The following is a 25,266-nucleotide window of genomic DNA, read 5'->3' as shown; positions in this document are numbered from 1 at the left end:
TTGACTCACTTTAAATTTATTTTGCCAGTTCAAGGATTTGGACGATATTTTTCTTTGGATAGAGCTCTTGCATCGCCCACGCCTTTGCGTTTTCATAGGCAACACCCGCGATCTCATTTATAAGCGCCTCGCTATCTATCTCTAGCTGTGATAGTCTTGTTGGAGTGCCTATTTTGTCAAACCACACTTTTAGCGCCTCTATGCACTCATCTGCGGTTTTAAGCCCAAAAATTTCTCTCGCAAAACGCTCAAATACGCCTAAATTTCTATCCTTATACCACTTCATCCACGCAGGCATCACTACGCTAAGTCCCGCTCCGTGCGCACAGTCTGTTACCGCACTCATCGCATGCTCGATCATGTGGTTTGGATACTCGATACCTGAGGTACCAACCATAGTTATGCCATTTAGCGCCATCGTCGCAACCCAGGCAAACTCAGCTCTAGCGTCGTAGTCATCAGGGTTTGCAAGTAAAATTTCAGTCGTTCGGATGATAGTTTTGATGTTTGCTTCTACCTGCATTCTGGCGATTAGCGGATAGTTTGTAGCTGTGAAATAGCCCTCTATGCTGTGCGCGATAACGTCGCTTGCGCTATAAACTAGATAGTCGCGGCTAACGGTGGCTTGTAGCTGCGGGTTTACGACAGATACTTTTGGGAAAAGGCACGGCGCGCCCAGATGAAGCTTTAGTTTAGCCGCCTCGTTGGTCACGACGCCGTTTTGATTCATCTCAGAGCCAGTTGCTGCTAGCGTGATGATGTCAAATACCATGAGTGACTCGGCCGGATTTTTACCTACGAAAAAGTCCCACACGTCGCCATCGTATTTAGCTCCGGCGGCGACTGCCTTTGCAGAGTCTAGCACCGAGCCACCGCCAACAGCTAGTACGCTATCAGCGCCAAATTCACGGGCTATTTTGATCGCTTCATTTACTTTGTTTAGCACCGGGTTTGATTTCACGCCACCAAGCTCAGTAAATTCGATGCCATTTGCTTTTAGACTATCGGTAGCTACGCCAAGCAGACCGCTCTTTTTTACGCGCTCACTGCCGTATAGCACAAGGGCTTTTTTAGCACCAAATTCTCTCATATACTCGCCGATATGAGCCTCTTTGCCTTTGCCAAATTCTATTCTTACTGGGTTATAAAATGTAAAATTTTCCATTGTTTTCCTTTTTAAATTTCCCCCGCAAGGTGCAGGGGCAGCGGTTTATTTCAAATTTGCTTTGAAAAATTCCTCAAATTTATCGTATGGGATCTTGTTATTTTTATTGTCATATAGGTCTGTATGCACGGCACCAGGGACGATAACTAGCTCTTTATTTTTATTGCCAAGAGATTTAAAGGCGTCCTCGCTAAAGTATCTTGAGTGCGCTTTCTCGCCGGCTACGATAAGAGTTGGAGTTCTCATCTCGCTTGCGTAGGCAAGGATCGGCATATTTATAAACGAGATAGGATTTGTAACTATCCAGCCGCTCTCTCCGCTGTTTGAATTTACAGAGCGTTTGTGATAGCCGCGTGGTGTGCGGTAATAGTCAGCATACTGAGCGACAAACTGCGGCGTGCTCGCGTCTATCTTTTTTGGATCAACATTTATCGCACCCGTATATGCTGGTTTGCCATTTTGGAGATCGACCCAGCGTTGCTCGGCTAGCTTCTTTTTAGTTTCATATCTCTCATCGGCGCCCACACTATCGCTGTAGCCTTTTGCCATCACTCGCGTCATATCATACATCGTGCTGGTCGCAACCGCCTTTATGCGAGGATCGGCAAGAGCTGCGTTTATAGCAAAACCGCCCCAGCCGCATACGCCTAAAATGCCGATTTTATCTCGATCTATATTACTCTTGGTGCCTAGAAAATCCACCGCTGCGCTAAAATCATCAGTGTTTATCTCTGGGCTTGCTAAATTTCTTGGCTCGCCGCCGCTCTCTCCGGTGTAGCTTGGATCAAAGGCAAGCGTGATAAAGCCGCGCTCGGCTAAAGTTTGGGCGTAAAGGCCGCTTGATTGCTCTTTGACTGCGCCAAAAGGTCCGCTAACTGCGATCGCAGCTGCTTTGCCATGCAAATTTTTAGGCGTATAAAGATCGCCTACTATCTCAACACCATAACGATTTTTAAATTTAACTTTCTTGTGATCTACCTTATCGCTTTTAGTGAAAACTTTGTCCCACTCGCTTACCATCGATACCGCCTCTAGCGGTGATTTTACTACGTTTGTGCTAGCCACTAAATTGCCTCCTAAAATAAAACTTGACGCTACAAGCGCCGACATAAATTTTTTGATATTTTGGCGAGCTTTGGATTTTACTTGTCCCGCATACCCTTTTGTTGTGATGCATTATATCTGTATTGTAAATTTTACGTTAGAACGATCCTCTAAATTTCATGCCTAATCCTGCAAATTTTCTAAAAAGCTGTATAATTTTGCAAAATTTGACTTGGGGAGCGCAAAAATGGCTGATGTAAATTTGCTAAAAGAGCAGACAAAAGAGTTTTTATTAGATAGATACGGCATAGCGGGATCTGCGCAAAGCGACATTGTCTCGCTTGACTTTTATATCAGCGATAAAACGCATGATTTTATCAGTACAGTTTATGAGCCGTCTTTATGCATAATACTGCAAGGAGCAAAGGCGATAGGCTTTGGCGATGAGATGTATGGATATGACGAGCAAACCTACGCGCTAGCCTCTACTCATGTGCCGCTAAATGTAAGCCTAACAGACGCCTCAAAAGAGAAGCCCTACATCTCGCTCTGCATTAAATTTAGCCTAGATGAGGTCTATGAAGTGCTAAAAGGCGTGGATGTAAAAGAGCAGAGCTTGCAAAAAAGCGAAAAAGGCATATTTTTTGGCGAGCTAACGGATGAGATTTTAGAGCCTGTTTCGAGGTTTGTTTGGTTGCTAGAAAAGCCAAAAGATAAGGTCAAATTTCTCTCAGACCTTGCTAAAAAAGAGATACTTTACATGCTCGCAACAAACGATAAAAGCGGCTATTTTTTAAGTAAATTTGCAATGCAAGGCAGCGTTTCAAATAAAATTTCAAAAGCCGTAGCAAAGATAAAAAACGAGTTTTCGCAAAAACTAAATATGAAAGATGTCGCTAGAGAGTGCGATATGAGCGAGTCTTCGCTATATCATAACTTTAAAATCGTAACCTCGCTAAGCCCAGTAGCCTTTCAAAAAAAGATCCGCCTTGAGGAGGCTAAAAACCTGCTCGTAAATAAAAATATCGGCGTTGCGCAGGCCGCCTTTGATGTAGGATATGAGAGCGCGTCGCAGTTTAGCCGCGAATACGCAAGGATGTTTGGCATGCCACCTAAAATTCATAGCGAAATTTTACGCTCTGGCGTGGCGTCGTAAATTTATTTTAGCGCTCTTAAATTTCACAAAACCAGCAAATCTATCCATGCGCCAAATTTAGGCAAAATTTAGTAAAATCCTTAAAAAATTTAAAGGCAAAATATGTTTAATGGCTTAATCAGGGAGCTTGCCGAGGTCATTAGCTACTCGCAAAATGTTTTACGGCTAAAGGCAAAATTTCGTCCAAATTTAGGCGACAGTATTGCAGTAAATGGCGCTTGCTTAAGCGTTATCAAACTATACGATGATGGCTTTAGCGTGGAGCTAAGCGCAGAGAGCAGGGCAAATGTCGCGGTTGAAAATTTAAGTGGCTTGGTGCATATCGAGCCTGCGATGAAGCTTGGAGAGCGTGTGGATGGGCATTTGATGCAAGGGCATATCGATTTTATCGGCGTGATCTCAGCTATAAAAAAGCATGAAAATGGCGTTGATTTTTACATAGACTTGCCACGTGAGGCGATGGCTCTGATGGCAAACAAGGGCTCGGTGGGCGTCGAGGGCGTGAGCCTTACGATAAATGAAATTTTGTCAAAGGGCATAAGGCTAACGATCATACCGATCACATTTAGAGACAGCCTTTTTGGCACTTTCAAGGTTGGCAGGCGAGTAAATATCGAGAGCGACTTGCTGGCTCGCTACGTGGCTAGGATGCTTGAGGCTAAGCAAAGTGGCGGCCTTAGCTGGGACGAGGTCGAGAGAATTTCAAGCCTCTACTAAGTGAGCGAAGATGCGTGAAAATTTAGATATCGTTTTTGATAAAAATGGCATAGTGGCTGGCTTTACAAACAGGCTTGGCGGCGTGAGCGAGGGTCAATTTAGCTCGCTAAATTTGGGTGATCACGTGGGCGATGAGCCAAGAGATGTCATTAAAAATAGAGAAATTTTGGCTAGAAATTTGGGCGTTAGGCAGCTTAAATTTATGAAGCAGATCCACTCGGACAAGGTTTTTGCCCTTGAAAACGAGGAGGATGAGCTGCCAGAGTGCGACGCTGTGATCACAAATTTAAGTGATGTTGGCATCTGCGTTTTGGTGGCTGACTGCTCGCCAGTCGTGATGATAGATGAGAGGCGGGGCGCTATCTGCGTGGCTCATGCAGGAAGAGCTGGCGTGACGCTAAAAATTTGCACAAAAGCCATTATGCTTATGGGCGAGAAATTTGGCTCAAAAGCGGGCGACATCAGCGTCTTTGTTGGAGCAAATATAAAAGGCGGCTGCTACGAGGTGGGCGAGCTTGATCTTGGGGAATTTAACGCATATAAAATAGGTAGAAATTTTGATATGAACGCAGCCTTGAGAGATGAATTTAGCGCACTTGGGGTTAGAAATTTAAACTTTAGCGAGGTCTGCACGCACTGCGACGAGAGATATTTTTCATACCGAAGAGACGGCGTGTGCGGTAGATTTTGTGGATTTGCAGTGAAATTTAAGGATAAAAATGGGATATGAGAGCTTTAAAAATCCACTAGCGGCAAAAATAGCTCAAAACGCTAGAAATTTGGGCTTTGAGCAGCTTATGAATGAAGAGTTTGTGCAGATGCTGCTTAGCTCAAAAAAGATGGAGCTAAGTGCCGTGGATAGGGAAAATATCGAGCAAATTTTTATAAAACTGATGGAGATAGAAGAAAAAGTACAACTTAGCAAATAAAGGATAAAATATGCTTTTGCTTAAAAATGCTAATCTATACACGCCAAAATTTCTTGGCAAGCGCGATGTTTTGGTAGGTGGCGGTAAAATTTTAGCCATCGGCGAGGGGCTAAATTTTAACATCGAAGGGCTTGAAATTTACGATCTAAAAGGCAAGGTTTTAGCTCCAGGTCTCATTGATCAGCACGTGCATATCACGGGTGGCGGCGGCGAGGCTGGATATCACTCAAGAACGCCTGAGATCACGCTTAGCCAGATCGTAAAATACGGCACAACGACGCTTGTTGGCGTTTTGGGGACTGATGGTGTCACTAGAAGCCTAGAAAATCTCTACTCGAAAGCAAAAGCGCTCGAATTTGAGGGCATCTCGACCTTCATCCACACTGGCTCATATGCAAGCCCCTGTGTGACATTTACCGGCGACATCGCAAAGGACCTCATACTAATCGACAAAGTGATCGGCGTAAAGATCGCACTGACCGACAACCGCGGCAGCTACGTCTCAAAAGAGGAGCTTATCAAAATTCTAAGCAAGATACGCATAGGCGGCATGGTCTCTAAAAAAGGTGGCGTGCTTCACATGCACATGGGCGGACTAAGCGAGAAATTTGACAATGTCTTTAAAGTGATAAAAGACTATGAATTCCCAGTTCATTACTTCTCGCCGACACACTGCGCTAGGACAAAAGATCTTTTTAACGAGGCTTTAAAATTTCAAAAAATGGGCGGAAATGTCGATATCACAAGTGGTGGGAGTAAATTTGCCCCACTCCACGAGGTGGTGGCTTATGGCCTTGAAAATGGGCTAAATTTAGAGCGCCTAACGATGAGCTCAGATGGCAACGGCAGCGTGCCTAAATTTAACGAAAATGGCGAGCTAGTGGGATACGGCTGTGCCTCATGTGCGTCAAATTTAGAGGTATTGCAAGCTTTGGTAAGAAATAAAATTTTAAAGATAGAAGATACTTTGGCTTTGATGAGCAAAAACGTGGCGAGATATCTAAATTTAAGTCAAAAAGGCGAAGTGAAAGTTGGCAATGACGCTGATCTTTGTGTCTTTGACGAGGAGTTAAATTTATACGACGTGATTGCAAAAGGCGAGTTTTGCGTTAAAGATGAAAAGGTCGTTAAAAAAGGCTTTTTCGAGTAAATTTAAAGAAATTTGAGCTTTATTTGTAGCTAAAAATATCTTTAAATTTAGCTTCAATAAAGCCAAGTTTCAATATAATCCAAGCTTTATTTCACACACGACAATCCTAAATTTGGTTGTGCGAAAGCATTAATGGTCGTGGAGGATAAAACTAAATTCAAGGCAAAATGCCTAAAACAAGGAGAAACTCATGGTAACTATGAGAGATTTATTAGAGTGTGGCGTACATTTTGGTCACCAAACACGCCGCTGGAACCCAAAGATGAAAAAATTTATCTTTGGCGAGAGAAAAGGTATCTATATTATAGATCTACAAAAGACTATCCGCTACTTCCGCTACACTTACAACATCGTTCGTGACGCAGCTGCTGAAGGCAAGTCAGTGCTATTTGTCGGTACTAAAAAACAAGCTATCGACGCTATCAAAGAGTACGCTGAAAAATGTGGAATGCCTTATGTAAATCACCGCTGGTTAGGTGGTATGATGACAAACTTCGGTACTATCCGCCAGTCTATCCGCAAACTAGAAGTTATTGAGACTATGGAAGAAGATGGTTCGATAAATTTACTAACTAAAAAAGAGGCTTTGATGCTTCGCCGCAAAAAAGAGAAGCTTATCGCAACTCTTGGCGGTATCCGCAATATGAAAAGCCTACCTGATATGATATTTGTCGTTGATACAGTTAAAGAAAAGATCGCCGTTCAAGAGGCAAATCGCCTAAAAATCCCAGTTGTAGCACCTATCGATACAAACTGCGATCCTGACGTTGTTGATTATCCTATCCCAGGAAACGATGACGCGATACGCTCTGTTCAACTTTTCTGCCAAGAGATGGCTGAGGCGATCAACGAAGGCAAATCACTTCTTGAGCAAGATGGTGGCGAGCAAGCTGCTGGCGAAGAAGTAAGCCAAGATGAGAAGGACGCAGTTGTAGCTGAAGCTATGAGTGAAGAAGACTTTGGCGAGGACGAAGAGTAATGGAAATAACTGCACAAATGGTAAAAGAGCTCCGCGAATCAACCGGAGCTGGCATGATGGACTGCAAAAAGGCACTTGGCGAAGCAAATGGCGATATGGAAAAAGCTGTTGATATACTTCGTGAAAAAGGCCTAGGTCAAGCTGCTAAAAAGGCTGACCGCCTTGCAAGTGAGGGCTTAGTAAGCGTTGAAGTTTGCTCAAAATGCAAAAAAGCAACTATCAGCGAGATCAACTCTGAGACTGACTTCGTTGCTAGAAACCCACAGTTTCAAGCACTTGCAAAAGACACAACAGCTCACATCCAATCAAGTGGCATAAAAACAGTTGAAGAGCTAAATGCAAGCACTTTAAATGGTGTTAAATTTGAAGAATACTTCAAAACTCAGATCGCAACTATCGGCGAAAACCTCGTAGTTCGCCGCTTTGAGACTATTAGCGCTGATGATAAGGGCGTGGTAAATGGCTATGTTCACTCAAATGGCCGTGTTGGCGTGCTTATCGGTGCAGCTTGCGAAAGTGCTGAAGTTGCAAACAAAGCAGCTGAATTTATAAGAAATTTATGCATGCACGCAGCTGCTATGAAGCCAAGCGTTATAAGCTACAAAGACCTTGATAAAGATTTTGTTGAGAAAGAATTTATCGCACTTCGCGCTGAGCTTGAAAAAGAAAACGAAGAGCTAAAACGCCTAGGCAAGCCACTTCACCACATCCCTGAGTATGCTAGCCGCTGCCAGATAGGTGAGGCAGAGCTTGCAAAAGCTACAAAAGCGATCGAAGAAGAGCTAAAAGCTGAGGGCAAACCTGAGAAAATTTGGGACAAGATCATCCCTGGTAAGATTGAGAGATTTTACGCTGATAACACAGTGCTTGACCAACGCCTTACACTTTTAGGTCAGTTTTATGTAATGGACGATAAAAAGACTATCGAACAAGTTATCGAAGAGAAGAGCAAAGAGCTTGGCGGCAAGATCGAGATCGTAAAATACGTTCGTTTCGAGCTTGGCGAAGGCTTAGAGAAAAAAGTAGATGACTTTGCTGCAGAAGTTGCTGCTCAAATAGGCTAATGGAAATTTTAAGAGCGTCTAATCTAGGCTTTGCGTATGATTATACGCTCTTTAACAATATAAATTTAACTCTCAATCAAAAACAAAGCATCGCGATAACAGGCGTTAGCGGTTGTGGCAAATCAACACTTTTACACATACTTTCAACACTTTTAAAGCCAAATTTTGGCGAGGTCATCTATCAAGATAGATCGATCTATGAGCTTTCTCAAAATGAGCTTTTGGCTATTAGAAGGCTTCATTTTGGCATCATTTTTCAGTCGCACTATCTTTTTAAAGGTTTTAGTGCTTATGAAAATATCGAGCTTGCAAGCATCTTATCTGGCGAAAATATAGAAAAAAATGATCTTGAAGCGCTTAAAATTTCAAGCGTAATAAATCAAAAAGTTGGTGAGCTAAGCGGCGGCCAGCAGCAGCGTGTCAGCATCGCTAGAGTGCTTACCAAAAAGCCAAAGATCATCTTTGCAGACGAGCCAACGGGTAACCTTGATAAGCAAACAGCAAATGAAGTGATGCAAGTTTTATTTGACTATATAAATGAAAATAATGCTGCCCTTGTTCTAGTCACTCACGACAACGACCTAGCCGCAAAATGTGACAATTCATACAAGCTTGAGAACAAAGAGCTTGTGCAAATTTCTTAAAATTTAGCTTCAAATTTCTAAAAACTACCGCTTAAATTTAAAAAACAAAGTAAAATTTTGTAAAATTAGCAAAAAATTTAAAAGAGCAAAATGGAACTAGTAGAATTTTTTGGAGCTGATAAGGCCATAGTTTTTATGCTTTTATTTGCACGCCTAAGCGGTCTCATCGTTTTTTTTCCATTTTATTCGCACAATCAAATTCCTCTTAGCGTAAAAACGCTTTTAGTTTTTGTTCTTTGTGTCGTGCTTTTTCCTCTCTCAAAAGCTCATGAAAACTCTATAAATTTCCTAGTCGGTGAGATACTTGGCGAGGTGATGCTAGGTCTTAGTGCTGGACTTATGCTAACCATCATATTTGCCACGCTTCAAATGGCAGGCGAGCAAATCTCGATGGTCATGGGCTTTTCGATGGCGTCGGTACTTGATCCGCAAACTGGTACAAACTCTCCAGTCATAGCAAACCTTATAAATTTCATCGCACTGCTAACATTTTTGGCATTTGATGGACATCATTTGCTCCTTCAGTTTTACGCTAGCTCACTTGCTGTGGTGCCTCTAGGAGATTTTTATCCACGCCCTGGCATCATGAGCTATGCGATAAATTTATTTACAAATTTGTTTATGTTTGGCTTTATCATGTCATTTCCTATCATCGCGCTTTCTTTGCTCTCAGACTCCATTTTTGGCATGCTTATGAAGACGATGCCGCAGTTTAACCTACTAGTCATCGGCTATCCTATTAAAGTGACGATAGGATTTTCCGTTTTGATAGCCATTTTAGCAGGCATTATGAAGATCATGAGTGACCTACTTTTAAAAGTGATAAATGATCTGCCGGCTCTGTTTTTTTAAGAAAATAGCAATGAAATTTATCATAGAATAGGCTTTTACTATTACAAGGAGGGATGATGAAAGTTGCTCTAATAAATAAAAATCCAGCAGTTTCACGTCTGATAACTTTAAGTCTGAATAAAATCGGCACCGAATATAGCGAATTTGAGGATCTAAATGGATTTGACGATGCTCAGTTTGACTTTATCATAATCGACAGTGACGTGGATAGTAGCGAGCTAGCTACAGATAAAAAGGTGATGTATCTAGCAAGTCGTGGCGAGAGCAAACCAGAATTTGCTACTTTGATGCTTGAAAAACCATTTTTACCAACTGAATTTATAAGTGTTTTTGAGCAAAATATCCCAAAAGATGAGCCAGTTGCCGAGCAAAATGCTAGTGAGCAGGGCGAAAGCGACTTTGGTGATTTTAGCGACGAGGCTATAAATTTTGACGAGATGTCAGGGTTTAAGCTGCCTGATATCGATACAAATTTAGAAAATTTCGCAGACCTTGACAAAGAGCTTTTAGAAAGTGGCATAGATAGCCCAAGTGAGGAGATTAACGAGAGCGACTTGCAAGAGGAAAATGAAGCTAGCGATGTGGAGTCTTTAGAAGAGCTTGAGGACCTACAAGAGCTTGCTAGCGAAGACCTTGTTGATGAGAGCGTGGATGAAGAGACTAGCGAAGCGATAAGTGATGCAAATGAGAGCGAAGAGAGCAAAGATGGCGATCTAGCAGAGCTTAGTGCGCTTGTCGATGAGATAGAAAATATGCCAGAAGAGTCTGAAGCAGATGAAGAGCTGAATAAAAATTTAGATGATATTATTAGCCAAAATGACGTTGCAGGCTTGGTTGATGAAGAGAACGCGGGTAGCGAGCTTGACGAGATAGATCAGAGTAAATTTGAGCTTAGTGAGATTGATTCGCTTGATGAAGAGCTAAATAGTGGAGAGACTGACGAAGAAAATAAAAATTTAGATGACGCTGAGCTAGATGTTCAAAATTTAGAGCAAGAAGATCTAAATATAGACGATCTAGCTAAATTTGATGATGAAGATAGCCTTGAAAATGAGGCAAATTTAGAAGATGAGCCTAAAGATGAGGAAAATTTAGATGAGATATCTGAGGCTGAGGAAGAGCAAATTCAAGTAGATGATGAAAAAGTAGAAGAAGATATAGAAGAAGAGGCTTTGGATGAAATTTCAAGTGAGGAACTAGAAAATTTAGAGCCTAGTGATAGCGAAAACGCTTCTAGCAAGATGCCAGCAGAAGAGCTAGAAGATGTGAGTGAGCCAGAAGCTAAAGAAGATCTAGGCCTTGTGGATGAAACTTTTGAAGAAGAAAATGCTCAAGAAGAAAACGCACAAGAAGAGAGCAAAGACGCGGCATCAAGTGAGTTAAATTTTGACGCGGCATCGATAGATGATATAGATGAAAACACGATGTTAGCGGCATTTGGACTAAAAGATATGCCTAAAACAAGCTCAAAAAATGAGACAAAAGAAGACTATAAAGAAGAGCTAACTAAAAAGATAACAAAACACGTCCACGAGTCACTAAATGAGAGCTCACTAAGAGATGTGCTAAAAGATATGAACATCAAGATAAATATAAGTTTCGAGGAAAAGTAGTTGCAAGGACAAATTTTAGTAGTTTCAGGACCTAGTGGAAGCGGTAAAAGCACGCTTTTGGGCCGTCTTTTAAAGGAGGAGAAAGACCTATATTTTTCTATCTCAAGCACAACAAGAGCCAAAAGAGAAGGCGAAGTTGATGGGGTGGATTATTATTTTATAAAAGAAGATGAATTTAAAAGCGGCATAGAAAAAGGCGAGTTTTTAGAGTGGGCGCAGGTGCATAAAAACTACTATGGCACGAGCCTAAAGCCAGTTTTAGCAGCGCTTGAAGCTGGAAAGATAGTGATATTTGACATCGATGTGCAGGGCTTTCACATCGCACTTGAGAAATTTAAAAGCTACATCACTTCAGTTTTTATCACAACTGCGAATAAAAAAGAGCTAAAAAGGCGCTTGAAAAACCGCGGAACAGATAGTGACGAAACGATAGAAAATCGCTTAATGAACGCAGTTGGAGAGATGGAGCATATTTTAGAGTATGATTATTTTTTAGTAAATGATGATATAGAAAAGAGCTATAAAGGGCTAAAATCAATCCTTCGAGCGATGAGGTTAAAAAGTGCTAAGATAAATTTAAGAAACGTCATCGACGAGTGGATAGATTGTTAGAAATTCAGGAATTTATGATAATATTTTGAGAAAATTTGATAAGGAGAAAAGATGGGTTCTTTTAGTATTGGCCACTGGTTGATCGTTTTGGCGATCATTGTATTACTTTTTGGAGCAAAGAAGATCCCAGAGCTTGCAAAAGGACTAGGTAAGGGCATAAAGACTTTTAAAGCCGAGATGGAAGACACAACACCTGAAAAGAGCGAGAAAGTCGAGCATAAAGAAGAGAGTGCAGCTAGTCAAAAGATAGAAGAAACAACTAAAAACGCGTAGGTTTTAGAGTTGAAAGATAAAGTAAAAGCTGAAATTTCAAAGGTTTTAGAGCGAGAATTTGTGCTTGAAAAGCCAAAGGATAAAAATTTAGCTCACTATGCGACGCCGCTTTTTAGCCTCGCAAAAGAGCTAAGAAAGTCTCCAGCTATGATAGCTAGCGAGTTTGCTGATAAATTTAGTGACAGTAAGATAGTTGAAGCTAGCGCGGTAAATGGCTACTTAAATTTTAAGCTTAAGAGCGAATTTTTAGAGGAAATTTCAAAGCAAATTTTACTAGATAGTGAAAATTTTGCAAAAGAAGATGCAAAAAAAGATAGCTATTTAATAGAATACATCAGCGCAAATCCAACTGGGCCGCTTCACATCGGACACGTTAGAGGCGCAGTTTATGGCGATACTTTGGCAAGACTTGGCAAAAGACTTGGCTATGCTATCTCAACAGAATACTACATAAACGATGCTGGCAATCAAATAGATCTGCTTGGTACATCGATATCACTTGCGGCTAAAGAGCAGCTTTTTAACGAAAGCGTCGTCTATCCAGAGAAATACTACCGCGGGGATTATATTTTAGATATCGCTAAGCTTGCAAATGAGAAATTTGGCAAGGAAATTTTTTATGACGAGAGCAGAAACCTTGAACTTGCCGAGTTTGGCAAGGATATCGTGCTTGAGATCATCAAAAAAGACTTGGCTGATGTTGGGATATTTATAGAGAGCTGGGCCAGCGAAAAAGCACTTTACGACCGCCTGGAGCCAACTATAGAAAAGCTAAAACGTTCAAATCAAATGTATGAAAAAGAGGGCGCTACTTATATCGCTTCTACCGCACTTGGCGACGATAACGATAGGGTTGTGGTTAGAAATGACGGCAGACCAACATATTTAGCTGGTGACATCATCTATCATAACGCTAAATTTGAGAAAAATTTTGACCACTATATAAACATTTGGGGCGCGGATCACCACGGATATATAGCAAGGCTAAAGGCTGCGATAAATTTCCTTGGTTATGATGAAAACAGGCTTGAAGTGATACTTATGCAGATGGTTAGTCTGCTAAAAGAAGGCAGGCCATACAAAATGAGCAAGCGCGCTGGCAATGCTGTGCTGATGAGTGATATCGCAAGCGAGATCGGTGCTGAGGCGCTTAGATTTATCTTTATAAGTAAAGCAAATACGAGTAGTTTGGAATTTGATGTGGATGAGCTTAAAAAAGAGGATAGCTCAAACCCTATTTTTTATATAAATTACGCTCATGCTAGGATAAATCAAATTTTTGCAAAGGCTGGAAAAAGCGTTAGTGACGTGATAAATGCTGGCTTTGAGTGTCTAGATGAAAATGCCAAAAATTTACTTTTTGAAGCGCTAATCTTGCCTGAAATTTTAGAGGATGCTTTTGTCTCAAGGCAGCTTCAAAAAATACCAGACTATCTAAAGTCGCTGGCTGCTAGCTTTCATAAATTTTATAATGAAAACCGCGTGGTTGGCAACGAAAATGAAGATAGTTTGTTAAAGGTGTTTGCAGTCGTTGCTGTCTCGATAAAAACAGCATTTAATATAATGGGAATCACAGCTAAAGATAGGATGTAGACTTTGTAGCTGCCAAACAAATTTAGTCAAAAAGGGATATGCGGGTTTGACTAAATGCCCCTTTTTTCAAATATAATCGCAATAGTTTTTGCTATGATCTTTATCTCCAGCCAAAGTGACCAGTGCTTTATGTAGTAAAGATCATACATTAGCTTTTGTTTGGCGTCGTGTGTGTTTGCGCCGTAAGGGTAATTTACCTGCGCCCAGCCAGTGATGCCTGGGCGGACGATGTGGCGTTCATTGTAGTAAGGGATCTTTTTTTCGTAGTCATGAACTAATATATCCCATTCTGTACGTGGTCCAATTAGGTGCATATCGCCGCGAAATACATTGATGCATTGAGGTATTTCATCCATTCTAGTCTTGCGCATAAATTCGCCAAATTTAAATACTCTTGTGTCGTTTTTTTGCGTGTATGGGTTGTGTTCTGAGTTTTCATGCATCGTTCTAAATTTATAGCACTTAAATATTTTAGTATCTAGCCCAACCCTGTTTTGCAAGAAGTAAAGGCTACCAGGGGACTGCTCGTCTATCTTTTTCTTTACGTAAAATTTAAGCACAAAAAGCATCACAAGAAGCAGTGAGCAGCTTACATAGTCGATCACGCGTTTTAAGGCGTATTCAAGGGCATTGTAAGGCTTGATATCGTTTAAAAAGTTTAAATTTTCGCCATTTTCTGGGATGTAGCACTTTTGCAAGTAAATTTCTAAAAAGCTCTCCACGTTTAGAAATTTGATCTTTTTATACTTCGTCTTAAACTGCAAAAGCGTGAGAAATCTCACCAGTTTGCTATCAACGGGATTTTGGGTATTTAGCACTATTAGCCTCTGATTGCCTGATTTTATGAGATTTTCTAGCGCGCTTCGAAGAGTTTTTGCGTCGCTAGTTTCTGGGGATAAAAAATTTACCTGGCCAAATTTCTTCCTAAGCTTCTCTAGCTCGAGTTTGGTGAAAGTATATTTTTCGCCAAGGATGATCATAGGCCTATCCCTTTATCTTTATTTTAAATTTGCATTATAAAATTCGTCTAATTATACCTAAACGTGCTAATTGCATTTTTAAAAAAAAGAGTTAAGGTTAAAATATGTCTCATAAATTTCTTACTGTGCTTGTTCTAGCGCTGATTTGCGCTATTTCTTTTGCGCTCTCAAACACGGTTTTGGCTAAATTTCACACCAGCCCACTCATCATCTCTATCATTCTAGGCGCCATTTTTGCAAATCTTTTCACCAAACAGACTCAAATTTTAAAAAGTAGTGGCGTCGTGGCGATCGCTGGGAAGCAAATTTTAAGGCTAGGCATCATACTTTTTGGCTTTAACATAAGCCTTAGCGAGATCGCAAGTGTCGGCACCCTAGGCGTGATATATGCAGCTTTTATGGTCTTTGCAACCTTTTGCTTTGCGCTTTTTGTAGCCAAAGCCTTGGGACTTAGCAAGGATAGTGCCGTGCTCATTGGCTCAGGGGCAAGTATATGTGGCGCAGCTGCTGTCATGGCTACTCAAAATGAGATAAAAGCAGACGCAAACAAGCTTGCTATCGCCATTTGCACAGTGGTGCTCTTTGGGACGATTGGCATGTTTATCTATCCATTTATCGCTAAATTTCTAGCTCTCACGCCACACCAAACTGGCTTTTTTATCGGTGGCTCACTTCACGAGGTAGCCCACGTAGTGGCAGCCTCAGCGGCATTTGATAGCACAGCAAGCAGCACTGCTGTCATCATAAAAATGCTTCGTGTCATCATGCTAGTACCATTTTTGTTTTTGCTAAATTTCTTAAATTTAAGCCAAAATAGTGACGGCTCAAAGCTAAAGAGCATACCTTGGTTTGCGCTATTTTTCCTAGTGGCGATATGCGTTAGATCTTTGCCATTTTTCCCTGAAAATTTGGTGCAAGTTTTAAAGCTAGCCGCTAGCATTTGCCTTTGCGTTGCGATGTGTGCTTTAGGATTTGGGATAGATAGAAGCATTTTTAAAGCGACGGGCAAAAAGCCATTTTTGCTAGCATTTTTTATATTTTTATGGCTTATTTGCTCATCGCTTGTTTTTGTTAAGACTCTTTGCTAGTTTTTAGCTTTTGCAAAAACTCTTCGATGTTGTATTTTGCCCTGTAAGCTGGGCTTAAAAGATGTATCAAAATGTCGCCAAGGTCCATCACTATCCAATCAGGCGAGCTCTCCGTACCTATAAATTTCTCCCCAAGAGGCTTAAGCTCCTCTTTTAGATCCTCAGCCAGCGAGTAAGCGTGCCTCTCGCCAAGCGTAGTAGCGATAACTACGGCCTTTACGAAATAATCATCCCCACTCATATCAAACACTTGTATCTCTTCAGCCTTTTTTGCGTCTAAAACCTTAACTATACTTTCGGTGCGCTCTTGCATCGATCTCTCTTGCATCTTTAATCCTTGGTAAAAATTTATAATCTCATCTTTTATCTCGCTAGGCAGCTCATCAAGCCCCTTTTGATGCCTGATCTGCGACGAGCTAACATCCACGTGCACGTCCATTTTTTGTAAATTTTGCGGAATTTCTATGTGATTGCGCTTAGCGATCACAAACTGCACTAAATTTTTTAGCTCCTCGTAGCCATGCCACTTATCAAGCGTAGCTAGGTGGTCCGCGCCTATTATGAGATAAAATTTCTCTATCTTGAATTTCTTATACAAATACTTAACCGTCTCTATGGTAGGCACTGGGCGAGCTAAATTTATCTCATAGTCTGAGATCTCGACCTTCTCTAGTCCGCCCCAAATTTCTCTTATCCACTTTAGGCGAAGCTCTGGCGGAGCTGAAAATTCGCTCTTGAAGGGACTTATAAAAGTTGGCATGATGATGAGCTTGTCGATATCAAGGCCGCTTAGTGCCATTTTCACAATGCTATCGTGTCCTAAATGAACCGGATCAAAGCTCCCGCCAAAAAGTGCTAACTTCATCTATTAAAGTGCCTTGTTTATATTTGTTTTAAAATTCTTTTTTGTAGAATTAGGCGTAATTATATCAAAAGGAGCTAAGATGTCAGTTAAAGTAGCAATAAACGGCTTTGGGCGTATCGGTAGGTGTGCTGCTCGTATTATTTTAGAGCGTGATGATGTTGAGCTTGTCGCTATTAACGACACCGCAACAAGGGATATGACGAGGTATTTGCTCAAATACGACAGCGTTCATGGCGAATTTAAGCAAGACGTTAAGGTGATAAGCGACGATTTTATAGAAGTAAATGGCAAAAAGATAAGAGTTTTTTCTACAAGAGATCTAAACGAGCTTAGCTACGCAGACTACGGCGTAGACGTGGTTTTAGAGTGCACTGGCAAGTTTTTAACCACCGAAAAATGTGAGCCATATCTTGCTCGTGGTGTAAAAAAAGTCGTCATGAGTGCTCCGGCAAAAGACGACACTGCCACATTTGTAGTTGGCGTAAATGACGATAAATACGCAGGCGAAGCGATCGTCTCAAACGCAAGTTGCACCACAAACGGCCTAGCTCCAGTAGCAAAGGTGCTAAACGATAAATTTGGCATCGTAAAAGGGCTAATGACTACGATCCACGCATATACAAATGGTCAGAGCCTAGTTGATGTAAAAGCTAAAGACTTCCGTCGCTCGCGCGCAGCAGCGCTAAATATCGGACCTACGACCACCGGAGCTGCAAAAGCGATCGCAAAAGTGCTTCCAGAGCTAAGCGGCAAGCTGCACGGTCAAGCAGTGCGCGTGCCAGTGGCAAATGTCTCAATGGTCGATCTAACGGCGGTTTTAAAAAGACCAGCTAGTAAAGATGAGATAAACGAGGCATTTAGAGCGGCTGCGGAGTCAAATTTAAAGGGAATTTTATTTGTTGATGACGACTACAGAGTTAGCAGTGACTTTTGTACAAGCACCTTTAGCAGCATCGTAGCGAGCGACACTACACAGGTTATCGCTGATGATATGGTGAAGGTCTTTGCGTGGTACGACAACGAGTGGGGCTACTCAACAAGGCTTGTTGATCTTGCTAAGATCGTGGCTACAAAGTAAATTTAAAGGGTAAAAAATGAGTGATATTTTATCGATCAACGACCTTGAGCTTAATGGTGCAAAAGTCTTTATAAGGTGCGATTTTAACGTGCCTATGGACGAGTTTTTAAACATCACTGATGACCGCAGGATCCGCTCAGCGATACCAACTATCCGCTACTGCCTAGATAATGGCTGCAGCGTGGTTTTGGCCAGTCACTTGGGGCGTCCAAAAAACGGCTATGAAGAGAAATTTTCACTTCAAGGCGTAGCAAAAAGGCTATCAAGACTGCTTGATAGAGAGGTGATATTTGCTGAAGATGTGATCGGAAATGACGCTAAAACAAAGGCTGCGGCTCTAAAGCCAGGCGAAATTTTAATGATAGAAAATTTACGCTTTGAAAAGGGCGAGACCAAAAATGACGAGGCTTTGGCAAAAGAGCTTTCAGGATTTGGCGAATTTTACATAAACGACGCATTTGGCGTTTGCCACAGGGCTCACGCATCTGTCGAAGCGATCACTAAATTTTACGATGAAAAGCACAAGGCAGCGGGATTTTTACTACAAAAAGAGATAAATTTCGCTCAAAATTTGATAAAACATCCATCTCGTCCATTTGTCGCAGTCGTGGGCGGCTCAAAGGTAAGTGGCAAGCTTCAAGCCTTGCATAACCTTTTACCACGCGTAGATAAGCTGATAATCGGTGGCGGCATGGCATTTACATTTTTAAAATCACTTGGCGAAAACATCGGAAATTCGCTCCTTGAAGAAGAGCTCATCGAAGATGCAAGGCAAATTTTACAAAAAGGCAAAGAGCTAGGAGTGAAAATTTACCTACCAGTAGATGTCGTCGCTGCTCAGACATTTTCAGCTGAAAGTGCCGTAAAATATGTCCCTGCCCAAGAGATCCCAAATGGCTGGATGGGGCTTGACATCGGACCAGCGTCGATTAGGCTATTTAAAGAGGTCATCGCCGATGCGCAAACCATCTGGTGGAACGGACCTATGGGCGTTTTTGAGATGGATAAATTTAGCAAGGGTAGTATCAAAATGAGCCACGCTATCATCGACACTCACGCGACAACCGTCGTTGGAGGTGGCGATACGGCTGACGTGGTCGAGCGCGCAGGCGATGCTGATGAGATGACATTTATCTCAACTGGCGGCGGTGCGAGCTTGGAGCTCATTGAAGGCAAAGAGCTGCCTGGCATAAAGCCGCTTAGAAAAGAGGAGTAGGTCTTGAAATTTCTAGCGAATTTAAAGTGCAACCACACAAGAGAGAGCTTTAGAGAGTACGCGAAAATTTTAGACGCAAATTTAAGCGCAAACGACGATGTGAGCGTATTTGCTCCAGCTAGTGCTTTTGATGAAAAAAGGCATATTTTTAGGCTTGGGGCGCAGAATTTCTACCCGTGCGAGAGTGGGGCATTTACTGGCGAGATCGGCAAGGCTATGCTTGATGAATTTGGCATAAAAGACGTGCTGATCGGTCACTCTGAAAGGCGTGAAATTTTAAAAGAGAGCGAGGAGTTTTTGCGAGCAAAATTTGACTTTGCCGCAAAAAATGGCTGGAACGTGATCTACTGCATCGGCGAAAATTTAAGCACAAATGAGAGCGGAGCGACCAAAGAATTTCTAAGCCGCCAGCTTGAAAATATCGACCTGGGCTATAAAAATTTAGTTATCGCCTACGAGCCGATCTGGGCGATAGGAACTGGCAAAAGCGCTAGCATAGAGCAGATAGATGAGGTGCTAAGTTTTTTAAAGACAAAGGCAAATGTGCCGCTACTTTACGGCGGAAGCGTCAATGCAGCAAATATCGCTGATATCGCAGGTATCAAAAGCTGCGATGGGGTTTTAGTAGGCACAGCCAGCTGGGATGCGAATAATTTTCTAAATTTGATACGCGTTGTCTCGTGAGCGCTTTTTAATGAGTTCGAAATTTTAAGTCTGCGACAGGCTATTTGCCTAGTCTTGACCTAAAATTTCTACACAACATTAAAATTCATCTCACGATACTGCCGCTATTAAATTTGGTTTAAAATTTAAATATCGCTTAAAAGTCAAACAAAATAAAAGGAGAAATGATGATACTAAAAGGTAAAAAAGGTCTGATCGTAGGCGTTGCCAACGCCAAGTCAATAGCTTATGGCATCGCAAAAGCTTGTCACGATCAAGGTGCGCAGATGGCGTTTACTTACCTAAATGACGCTCTTAAAAAGCGCGTAGAGCCGATCGCTGAGGAGTTTGGTAGCAAATTTGTCTACGAGCTTGACGTAAATAACCAAGCTCACCTAGACGGGCTTGCAAATCAAATCAAAAAAGACCTTGGCGAGATCGATTTTGTCGTGCATGCTGTGGCTTACGCACCAAAAGAGGCGCTTGAGGGCGAGTTTGTAAATACGACAAAAGAGGCATTTGACATAGCGATGGGCACTAGTGTTTATTCGCTACTAAGCCTTACTCGTGCGGTCCTACCGGTGCTAAAAGAGGGCGGCTCGGTGCTAACTCTTACATACCTTGGCGGACCAAAATTTGTGCCACACTACAACGTCATGGGCGTTGCAAAAGCAGCGCTTGAAAGCTCAGTTCGCTACCTAGCACACGACCTTGGCGCTAAAAATATCCGCGTAAATGCGATCAGCGCAGGCCCAATTAAAACGCTTGCCGCAAGCGGAATAGGCGACTTTAGGATGATTTTACGCTACAACGAAGTAAATAGCCCGCTAAAACGTAACGTCACCACAGAAGACGTCGGCAACAGCGCTATGTACCTGCTTAGCGACCTAGCTAGCGGCGTAACAGGCGAGGTTCATTACGTAGATTGCGGCTACAACATCATGGGCATGGGCGACGTGGCTACCGACGCCGAGGGCAACACGATTCTAGCTTGGGACGCAAAATAATCTACCGATATAAATTTGGCGGGGCGACTCGCCAAATTCTTCTTTTAAATTTCACCAAATTTATCGCAAGGATATAAAATGAGAGCTTTAGACGAGCTTATAGATACAAATGAGCCAGGCTGGGCGCTGATCGAAGAGTGGCTAAAAGAGGCCAAAAATGATTATGAAATTTTGCCTCGCGACGAGAGCAGGGCGCAAAAGGAGCTTTTAGGGCTTCAAGTCACCACTCGATCGCCGATGGGAGCGCTTGTTTATGGGTGCGGCGGAATAGTGATAGATGGCGGTTGGCTGCGCCTGCTTGGCTCAGGATGCGAGCAGATGAAGCGCGGAATTTACAGTTTCAATCTTGGCAAAAGCTTTATCGAAGTAGGGCAGATGCCTAGCTATTTGCTCGTGGCGGATGATGTTTTGGGCGGGTTTTTCGCGGTAAATGGTGGCGCCTTTGGTGGCAAAGCTGGCAACGTCTTTTACTACGCACCAGATAGCGCCAAATGGGAAGATACGCAGCTTGGCTACTCGCAGTTTTTATACTGGGCGCTAAGTGGGGATATATCTAAATTTTACGAGCTTTACCGCTGGGATGGTTGGCGCGAAGATGTGAGAGGTTTTAGCCTTGATAAGGTGATGTTTGCGCTACCACCACTTCTTTGGCAAGACGCCGACGTAAAACTAAGGCTTAAAGATATGAAAAAAGATGGCGTTAATATCGATGAGTATTTTGCTTCTTTGTTTAAGGGGAAGAAATAGATTGCTTTTATAAATTTTAGATTTTGCAAATTTTAAAATCTTACTCACTCGCCTTAGCAGACTATTAAATTTAGGTCTCGCAAAGCTCACCACTAAATTTAGAGCCGTGATATGCTTGTTTATAAATTTTAAAATTTGCTCGAGTTTCTAACCGCATGCAGTGCAAAGCACTAAAGCATGCTACCTCTAACGTGCGAGGGGTTTGGGGGATTTAAAAAGGGGGATAAGGGGACGGCTTCGTAATTTAAGTCCCCTTGTCACCCTTTTGAATAAAAAAGTTTTTAAATTTAAGGTCTGTATTTTTAAAAGAGAAATTTGCTATTTTGTAAATTTTAAAATTTCACTCACTCCTAAGAATTGACTACTAAAATTTGGCTTCGCTTGCAGCTTAGCTCAAATTTTAGAGCCGAAATTACTCGTTCATGAAATTTTAAAATTTGCTTGAACTTTCTACGTCGTAATAGATAAATTTTAGATAAATCCAAGAATTTAAACAAATATCCTAAAATAACTAAAAAATTTAAAGGAAATTTCATGCAAAACAAGCTTTTTACGACGCTTAAGATAGGCGGCATCGAGATCAAAAACCGTATTATCATGGCTCCGATGTGTATGTATGAGGTCAAAAAAGAGGATGGCCGTCCAAGGTGCTTTCACAAGCTCCACTACGCTACAAGGGCGATCGGCGGCGTTGGCATGATCATCGTTGAGGCGACGGCTGTGGAGGCGCGCGGCAGGATCACCAAAAAAGACCTTGGGCTTTGGAGTGACGAGCAGATCGAGGCTCACGCGGAGCTAGTAAAAGGCTGTAGTAAATACGGCGCCAAAATGGCCATCCAGCTAGCTCACGTTGGCAGAAAGGGCACTTGTGAGGGCATCATCGCACCAAGTGCTATCAAATTTAGTGAAGACTACGGCACACCAAAAGAGATGAGCGCAGAGGATATTGCAAGCGTCAAGCAAAGCTTTGTGGATGCGGCCATTAGGGCAAAGAGCGCAGGATACGAGGCTGTGGAGATACACGCGGCGCATGGATATTTGATAAATCAATTTTTATGTGCTGGCACAAATAAGCGAAGTGACGAATACGGCGGCACATTTGAAAACCGCATAAGGCTGCTGCTTGAAATTTTAAGAGAGATCAAGGCTCGCGCTAATATCACAGTTGGTGTTAGGATAAGTGCAAGTAGCTGGCTTAAGGGCGACTGGGACGTAGAGGAGAGCGTAAAGCTAGCGCGTGAGCTAGAGAAAAATGGGGCTGACTTCATCCACGTCTCAGCTGGCGGAGTCTATGCAAAAGTTGATAATGCGCCTAAATTTACGCCTCTTTATCAGGCTGGCTACGCAAAAGCGGTGAAAAATGCAGTCAAAATCCCAGTTATCGCAGTCGGTCTCATCACAAAGGCAAGCGAGTGTGAGGCGTTGCTGCTTGGCGATGTTTGCGACGGCGTGGCGCTTGGCAGAGAGCTACTGCGCAACCCATATTTTGCTTTTGGCGCCATGAAAGAATTTGGCGAAAATGACAAAATAGAAAACGCCTATAAAAGGGCATACTAAAATTTACGGCAAGGTGAGTGCCTTGCCAAATTTCACTTTTCTTAAACAAAATATCCAAAATTTACTTGTTATTTTTTCTACACAACAAATACAAATTTATATTTTCATAGCTATAAAATCGCATTTATTTTAAATTTTTACCTGAAATTTATATTTAAAATTATAATATTCAATTTCAAAATTAGACTATAAACTAAAATAGTAATTTTAATAATCAAACTAGGAGGAGAGATGAGATTTAAGGGCTTATTTAAGCTCTCTCTTTGCAGCAAGCGTGGCAGTTTGTGCAAACGCAGCAGACGAGAGCGTGCTAAGCGGTGTTGAGGTGACAAGTAGCAGCGGTGGATACGGCGTTGATGATATCAAAATTTCAACTAGAAACGCTGGCCTAGCAAAAGACGTGATGAGGGACATCCCTGGCGTCTATGTGGGCGGCACAAACGGCATGAATCAAAAAATTTATATGAGAGGCGTAAGTGACCGCGGTCTAAATATCACGATAGATGGCGCGAAACAAAATGGAAATACTTTTCACCATAACGCCGACTTGCTGATCGATCCTGATCTCATAAAAGCTATCGACGTTGAGGTTGGCTCAAGGTCAGTCGTAAATGGCTCAGGCGCGCTTGGTGGCTCAGTCGCCTTTAAAACGGTCGATGCAAAAGACTTGCTAGAAAGCGGCGAGAAGATCGGTGCAAAGATAAAGACTGGATACGCCTCAAATAACAGCGAATTTTCTCAAGGCCTTATGCTCTTTACTGCACCAGTTGAAGGGCTTGATTTTATAGCTGCTATTAATCACAAGGGCTACGACTACGGCAAAAGTGGCAACAAAAGAAAGATAGGCGGCGACGGAAACGATCTTAGCTATCTTTTAAAGCTTGGCTATAGCTTCCTTGATGCACATAGAATTTCTATCTCAAGAGAGCATAATGAATTTAAAGGCATTTATCCATTTAGAGCAGAATTTGGTAGCTGGCACGATAAACAAAATGCCGACGACTACCGCAAATATGAACGTGATACTACAACGCTAAAATACGAGTATAAACCAAGTGATCTTCTAAATTTAGATGTAACGGTATACAATACCGAGCATAAAAAAGATGACCCAGTCTTAAAAATTTTAGGCGTAAAAACAAACGGCATAAACGCAAAGGCTAAAAGTGTAGTCGAGAGTGGTGCTTTGACACAGACGCTTAGATACGGCGCTGAGTTTTACCAAAGTAAAAATTTCAACAAACCAGATAATCACTACCCAGAAAAGGTAAATAACTACTCTATCTACGCAGAAGATGCGCTAAATTTTAGCTCGCTAACTATCACTCCAGGTATCAGATATACTCACCATGAGCTAAAAAGCTACGACGGCAGAGCTGGAAATGTAAAGAGCTATACCTATAAATTTAACGAATTTACCCCAGCGCTTGCGCTTGATTATGAGATATTTAAAGGGCTTAACGCATTTGCAAGCTATGCAAGAGTCTTTAGAGGGCCTGACGTTATGGAGTCGATGATGGCAGGTGGAAGCAGAAGCTGGGAAGCAAACAAAGATCTGAAACCTACAACTGGCAACAGCTACGAAACTGGTCTTAAATACCACGGCGATATAAATGAAGCTAGCTCATATAACCTCTCTGCAAAATATTTCATGACAAAATATAAAAATTTAATAGTCGATAATAACGCAGCAGGTGGTAGAACAAATCCGATAATGATTAGAAAAAATGCTGGCGGGGCTGATATAAGCGGCGTTGAGCTACTTGCAAGGCTAAATTTAGACGCACTAAGCCTAGCTGCTAGCTACACTCATCAAAATGTAAAATATAAAGATAGAGTTGTAAATACTTCAACAGGCGGCTACTACGCTTCAAACGTCATCGGCTACCGAGATCAGGGCGATAAATACACATTTAACGCAGAGTACGCATTTTCTAGCATCGATACGCTAATAGGCTACAACCTAATCTACTTTGCCTCGAAAAATACCGTCTCAGCTGGCAATGATAAGAGCGCTAAGATACCAAGCTACGCAGTTAGCGACATCTACACTACCTATGCGCCAAGCAGCGGTAAATTTAAAGGCCTTGAGATAAATGCTGGAATTTACAACCTCTTTAACAAAGCATACGCTTCGCAATCACAAAGGATGGCAGATTACACAGGCGATTCAAACTACGTAGATTGGGAGCCAGGCAGAAATTTCAAGGTAAATGTCTCTTATAAATTTTAGCTTAATGGCAAGGTGAGAGCCTTGCCAAATTTCACTTTTAC

Annotated in this window: 25 protein-coding genes; 21 read left to right on the top strand and 4 right to left on the bottom strand. The window is 42.0% G+C overall.

The features are described 5' to 3' along the window. Positions 1–16: 16 nt before the first annotated feature. Complete coding sequence (locus tag CCS77_RS07710) at positions 17–1,165, bottom strand: iron-containing alcohol dehydrogenase (RefSeq protein ID WP_107917048.1); 1,149 nt, start codon at positions 1,163–1,165, stop codon at positions 17–19. A gap of 45 nt (positions 1,166–1,210) precedes the next feature. Continuing rightward, positions 1,211–2,185: an alpha/beta hydrolase gene (locus CCS77_RS07705; RefSeq protein ID WP_236635311.1), complete on the bottom strand. Its 975-nt coding sequence runs from the start codon at positions 2,183–2,185 to the stop codon at positions 1,211–1,213. 271 nt (positions 2,186–2,456) lie between these two features. Between CCS77_RS07705 and CCS77_RS07700 the strand changes: the two genes are divergently transcribed. From CCS77_RS07700 to argS, 13 genes are all read left to right on the top strand, one after another. Beyond that, positions 2,457–3,365: an AraC family transcriptional regulator gene (locus CCS77_RS07700; RefSeq protein ID WP_107917046.1), complete on the top strand. Its 909-nt coding sequence runs from the start codon at positions 2,457–2,459 to the stop codon at positions 3,363–3,365. 102 nt (positions 3,366–3,467) lie between these two features. Further along, positions 3,468–4,082 (top strand): riboflavin synthase, encoded by a 615-nt coding sequence (locus tag CCS77_RS07695; protein WP_107917045.1) that lies wholly within the window; start codon positions 3,468–3,470, stop codon positions 4,080–4,082. 10 nt (positions 4,083–4,092) lie between these two features. Beyond that, a complete protein-coding gene (locus CCS77_RS07690; protein ID WP_107917044.1) occupies positions 4,093–4,812 on the top strand; it encodes a polyphenol oxidase family protein in 720 nt (239 codons plus the stop codon). Continuing rightward, complete coding sequence (locus CCS77_RS07685) at positions 4,802–5,011, top strand: hypothetical protein (protein WP_002941393.1); 210 nt, start codon at positions 4,802–4,804, stop codon at positions 5,009–5,011. The genes CCS77_RS07690 and CCS77_RS07685 overlap by 11 nt, the downstream gene beginning before the upstream one ends. Before the next feature lie 10 nt (positions 5,012–5,021). Continuing rightward, positions 5,022–6,161 carry a beta-aspartyl-peptidase gene (iadA, locus tag CCS77_RS07680; protein WP_107917043.1) on the top strand — a complete coding sequence of 380 codons (1,140 nt, stop codon included), beginning with the start codon at positions 5,022–5,024 and terminating at the stop codon, positions 6,159–6,161. Positions 6,162–6,351: 190 nt separating this feature from the next. Continuing rightward, a complete protein-coding gene (gene rpsB / locus CCS77_RS07675) occupies positions 6,352–7,140 on the top strand; it encodes a 30S ribosomal protein S2 (RefSeq protein ID WP_002941277.1) in 789 nt (262 codons plus the stop codon). After that, positions 7,140–8,204 carry a translation elongation factor Ts gene (gene tsf / locus CCS77_RS07670; RefSeq protein WP_107917042.1) on the top strand — a complete coding sequence of 355 codons (1,065 nt, stop codon included), beginning with the start codon at positions 7,140–7,142 and terminating at the stop codon, positions 8,202–8,204. Before rpsB ends, tsf begins: the two co-directional genes overlap by 1 nt. Further along, entirely contained in the window at positions 8,204–8,848 is a 645-nt protein-coding gene (locus CCS77_RS07665; RefSeq protein ID WP_002941236.1) for an ABC transporter ATP-binding protein, read from the top strand. The genes tsf and CCS77_RS07665 overlap by 1 nt, the downstream gene beginning before the upstream one ends. A gap of 90 nt (positions 8,849–8,938) precedes the next feature. Beyond that, on the top strand, positions 8,939–9,700 hold the full coding sequence (fliR, locus tag CCS77_RS07660; protein ID WP_107917041.1) for a flagellar biosynthetic protein FliR: 762 nt from the start codon (positions 8,939–8,941) through the stop codon (positions 9,698–9,700). A gap of 56 nt (positions 9,701–9,756) precedes the next feature. Continuing rightward, positions 9,757–11,313 carry a Highly acidic protein gene (locus CCS77_RS07655; RefSeq protein ID WP_107917040.1) on the top strand — a complete coding sequence of 519 codons (1,557 nt, stop codon included), beginning with the start codon at positions 9,757–9,759 and terminating at the stop codon, positions 11,311–11,313. After that, entirely contained in the window at positions 11,314–11,925 is a 612-nt protein-coding gene (gmk, locus tag CCS77_RS07650) for a guanylate kinase (protein ID WP_009294763.1), read from the top strand. It begins immediately after the preceding gene. 51 nt (positions 11,926–11,976) lie between these two features. Beyond that, entirely contained in the window at positions 11,977–12,198 is a 222-nt protein-coding gene (tatA, locus tag CCS77_RS07645; protein ID WP_021087958.1) for a twin-arginine translocase TatA/TatE family subunit, read from the top strand. 9 nt (positions 12,199–12,207) lie between these two features. Continuing rightward, entirely contained in the window at positions 12,208–13,791 is a 1,584-nt protein-coding gene (argS, locus tag CCS77_RS07640) for an arginine--tRNA ligase (protein ID WP_103611085.1), read from the top strand. 50 nt (positions 13,792–13,841) lie between these two features. Here argS and CCS77_RS07635 read toward each other — a convergent pair whose 3' ends face one another. Further along, positions 13,842–14,771, bottom strand: a complete 930-nt coding sequence (locus tag CCS77_RS07635; RefSeq protein WP_103611086.1) for a sugar transferase — start codon at positions 14,769–14,771, stop codon at positions 13,842–13,844. 104 nt (positions 14,772–14,875) lie between these two features. Between CCS77_RS07635 and CCS77_RS07630 the strand changes: the two genes are divergently transcribed. Then, positions 14,876–15,859, top strand: coding sequence for a YeiH family protein (locus CCS77_RS07630; protein ID WP_107917039.1), 984 nt, complete (start codon positions 14,876–14,878; stop codon positions 15,857–15,859). On the opposite strand, the gene nadD is transcribed toward CCS77_RS07630, so the two are convergent. Further along, positions 15,843–16,724, bottom strand: coding sequence for a nicotinate (nicotinamide) nucleotide adenylyltransferase (nadD, locus tag CCS77_RS07625; RefSeq protein WP_002941412.1), 882 nt, complete (start codon positions 16,722–16,724; stop codon positions 15,843–15,845). The genes CCS77_RS07630 and nadD overlap by 17 nt on opposite strands. 79 nt (positions 16,725–16,803) lie before the next feature. On the opposite strand from nadD, the gene gap reads away from it, so the two are divergent. The 7 genes from gap to CCS77_RS07590 all read left to right on the top strand — a co-directional run bounded on the left by gap (position 16,804) and on the right by CCS77_RS07590 (position 25,225). After that, positions 16,804–17,802, top strand: a complete 999-nt coding sequence (gene gap, locus CCS77_RS07620; RefSeq protein WP_021083664.1) for a type I glyceraldehyde-3-phosphate dehydrogenase — start codon at positions 16,804–16,806, stop codon at positions 17,800–17,802. Positions 17,803–17,818: 16 nt separating this feature from the next. Further along, on the top strand, positions 17,819–19,018 hold the full coding sequence (locus CCS77_RS07615) for a phosphoglycerate kinase (protein ID WP_002941208.1): 1,200 nt from the start codon (positions 17,819–17,821) through the stop codon (positions 19,016–19,018). 3 nt (positions 19,019–19,021) lie between these two features. Beyond that, complete coding sequence (locus tag CCS77_RS07610; RefSeq protein WP_107917038.1) at positions 19,022–19,702, top strand: triose-phosphate isomerase; 681 nt, start codon at positions 19,022–19,024, stop codon at positions 19,700–19,702. Between the two features lie 167 nt (positions 19,703–19,869). Then, positions 19,870–20,688 (top strand): enoyl-ACP reductase FabI, encoded by an 819-nt coding sequence (gene fabI / locus CCS77_RS07605; protein ID WP_009294739.1) that lies wholly within the window; start codon positions 19,870–19,872, stop codon positions 20,686–20,688. 78 nt (positions 20,689–20,766) lie between these two features. Then, positions 20,767–21,435 carry a DUF2625 family protein gene (locus tag CCS77_RS07600; protein WP_107917037.1) on the top strand — a complete coding sequence of 223 codons (669 nt, stop codon included), beginning with the start codon at positions 20,767–20,769 and terminating at the stop codon, positions 21,433–21,435. A 534-nt stretch (positions 21,436–21,969) separates the two neighbouring features. After that, the gene (locus tag CCS77_RS07595; protein WP_107917036.1) at positions 21,970–22,992 is read left to right on the top strand and encodes an NADH:flavin oxidoreductase/NADH oxidase; all 1,023 of its coding nucleotides are present in this window, start codon (positions 21,970–21,972) and stop codon (positions 22,990–22,992) included. 274 nt (positions 22,993–23,266) lie between these two features. Then, positions 23,267–25,225 (top strand): TonB-dependent receptor domain-containing protein, encoded by a 1,959-nt coding sequence (locus CCS77_RS07590; RefSeq protein ID WP_236635260.1) that lies wholly within the window; start codon positions 23,267–23,269, stop codon positions 25,223–25,225. Positions 25,226–25,266: the final 41 nt, after the last annotated feature.

The sequence above is a fragment of the Campylobacter concisus genome, from assembly GCF_003048375.1.
GTDB lineage: Bacteria > Campylobacterota > Campylobacteria > Campylobacterales > Campylobacteraceae > Campylobacter_A > Campylobacter_A concisus_T.
The sequence above is the reverse complement of the archived record's forward strand: the minus strand, read 5'-3'. Positions and strand labels throughout refer to the sequence as shown.

Coding starts and splice junctions, on each gene's coding strand:
- CCS77_RS07710 (WP_107917048.1), bottom strand. CDS start 1,165: ATGGAAAATTTTACATTTTATAACCCAGTAAGAATAGAATTTGGCAAA.
- CCS77_RS07705 (WP_236635311.1), bottom strand. CDS start 2,185: ATGGTAAGCGAGTGGGACAAAGTTTTCACTAAAAGCGATAAGGTAGAT.
- CCS77_RS07700 (WP_107917046.1), top strand. CDS start 2,457: ATGGCTGATGTAAATTTGCTAAAAGAGCAGACAAAAGAGTTTTTATTA.
- CCS77_RS07695 (WP_107917045.1), top strand. CDS start 3,468: ATGTTTAATGGCTTAATCAGGGAGCTTGCCGAGGTCATTAGCTACTCG.
- CCS77_RS07690 (WP_107917044.1), top strand. CDS start 4,093: ATGCGTGAAAATTTAGATATCGTTTTTGATAAAAATGGCATAGTGGCT.
- CCS77_RS07685 (WP_002941393.1), top strand. CDS start 4,802: ATGGGATATGAGAGCTTTAAAAATCCACTAGCGGCAAAAATAGCTCAA.
- iadA (WP_107917043.1), top strand. CDS start 5,022: ATGCTTTTGCTTAAAAATGCTAATCTATACACGCCAAAATTTCTTGGC.
- rpsB (WP_002941277.1), top strand. CDS start 6,352: ATGGTAACTATGAGAGATTTATTAGAGTGTGGCGTACATTTTGGTCAC.
- tsf (WP_107917042.1), top strand. CDS start 7,140: ATGGAAATAACTGCACAAATGGTAAAAGAGCTCCGCGAATCAACCGGA.
- CCS77_RS07665 (WP_002941236.1), top strand. CDS start 8,204: ATGGAAATTTTAAGAGCGTCTAATCTAGGCTTTGCGTATGATTATACG.
- fliR (WP_107917041.1), top strand. CDS start 8,939: ATGGAACTAGTAGAATTTTTTGGAGCTGATAAGGCCATAGTTTTTATG.
- CCS77_RS07655 (WP_107917040.1), top strand. CDS start 9,757: ATGAAAGTTGCTCTAATAAATAAAAATCCAGCAGTTTCACGTCTGATA.
- tatA (WP_021087958.1), top strand. CDS start 11,977: ATGGGTTCTTTTAGTATTGGCCACTGGTTGATCGTTTTGGCGATCATT.
- CCS77_RS07635 (WP_103611086.1), bottom strand. CDS start 14,771: ATGATCATCCTTGGCGAAAAATATACTTTCACCAAACTCGAGCTAGAG.
- CCS77_RS07630 (WP_107917039.1), top strand. CDS start 14,876: ATGTCTCATAAATTTCTTACTGTGCTTGTTCTAGCGCTGATTTGCGCT.
- nadD (WP_002941412.1), bottom strand. CDS start 16,724: ATGAAGTTAGCACTTTTTGGCGGGAGCTTTGATCCGGTTCATTTAGGA.
- gap (WP_021083664.1), top strand. CDS start 16,804: ATGTCAGTTAAAGTAGCAATAAACGGCTTTGGGCGTATCGGTAGGTGT.
- CCS77_RS07615 (WP_002941208.1), top strand. CDS start 17,819: ATGAGTGATATTTTATCGATCAACGACCTTGAGCTTAATGGTGCAAAA.
- fabI (WP_009294739.1), top strand. CDS start 19,870: ATGATACTAAAAGGTAAAAAAGGTCTGATCGTAGGCGTTGCCAACGCC.
- CCS77_RS07600 (WP_107917037.1), top strand. CDS start 20,767: ATGAGAGCTTTAGACGAGCTTATAGATACAAATGAGCCAGGCTGGGCG.
- CCS77_RS07595 (WP_107917036.1), top strand. CDS start 21,970: ATGCAAAACAAGCTTTTTACGACGCTTAAGATAGGCGGCATCGAGATC.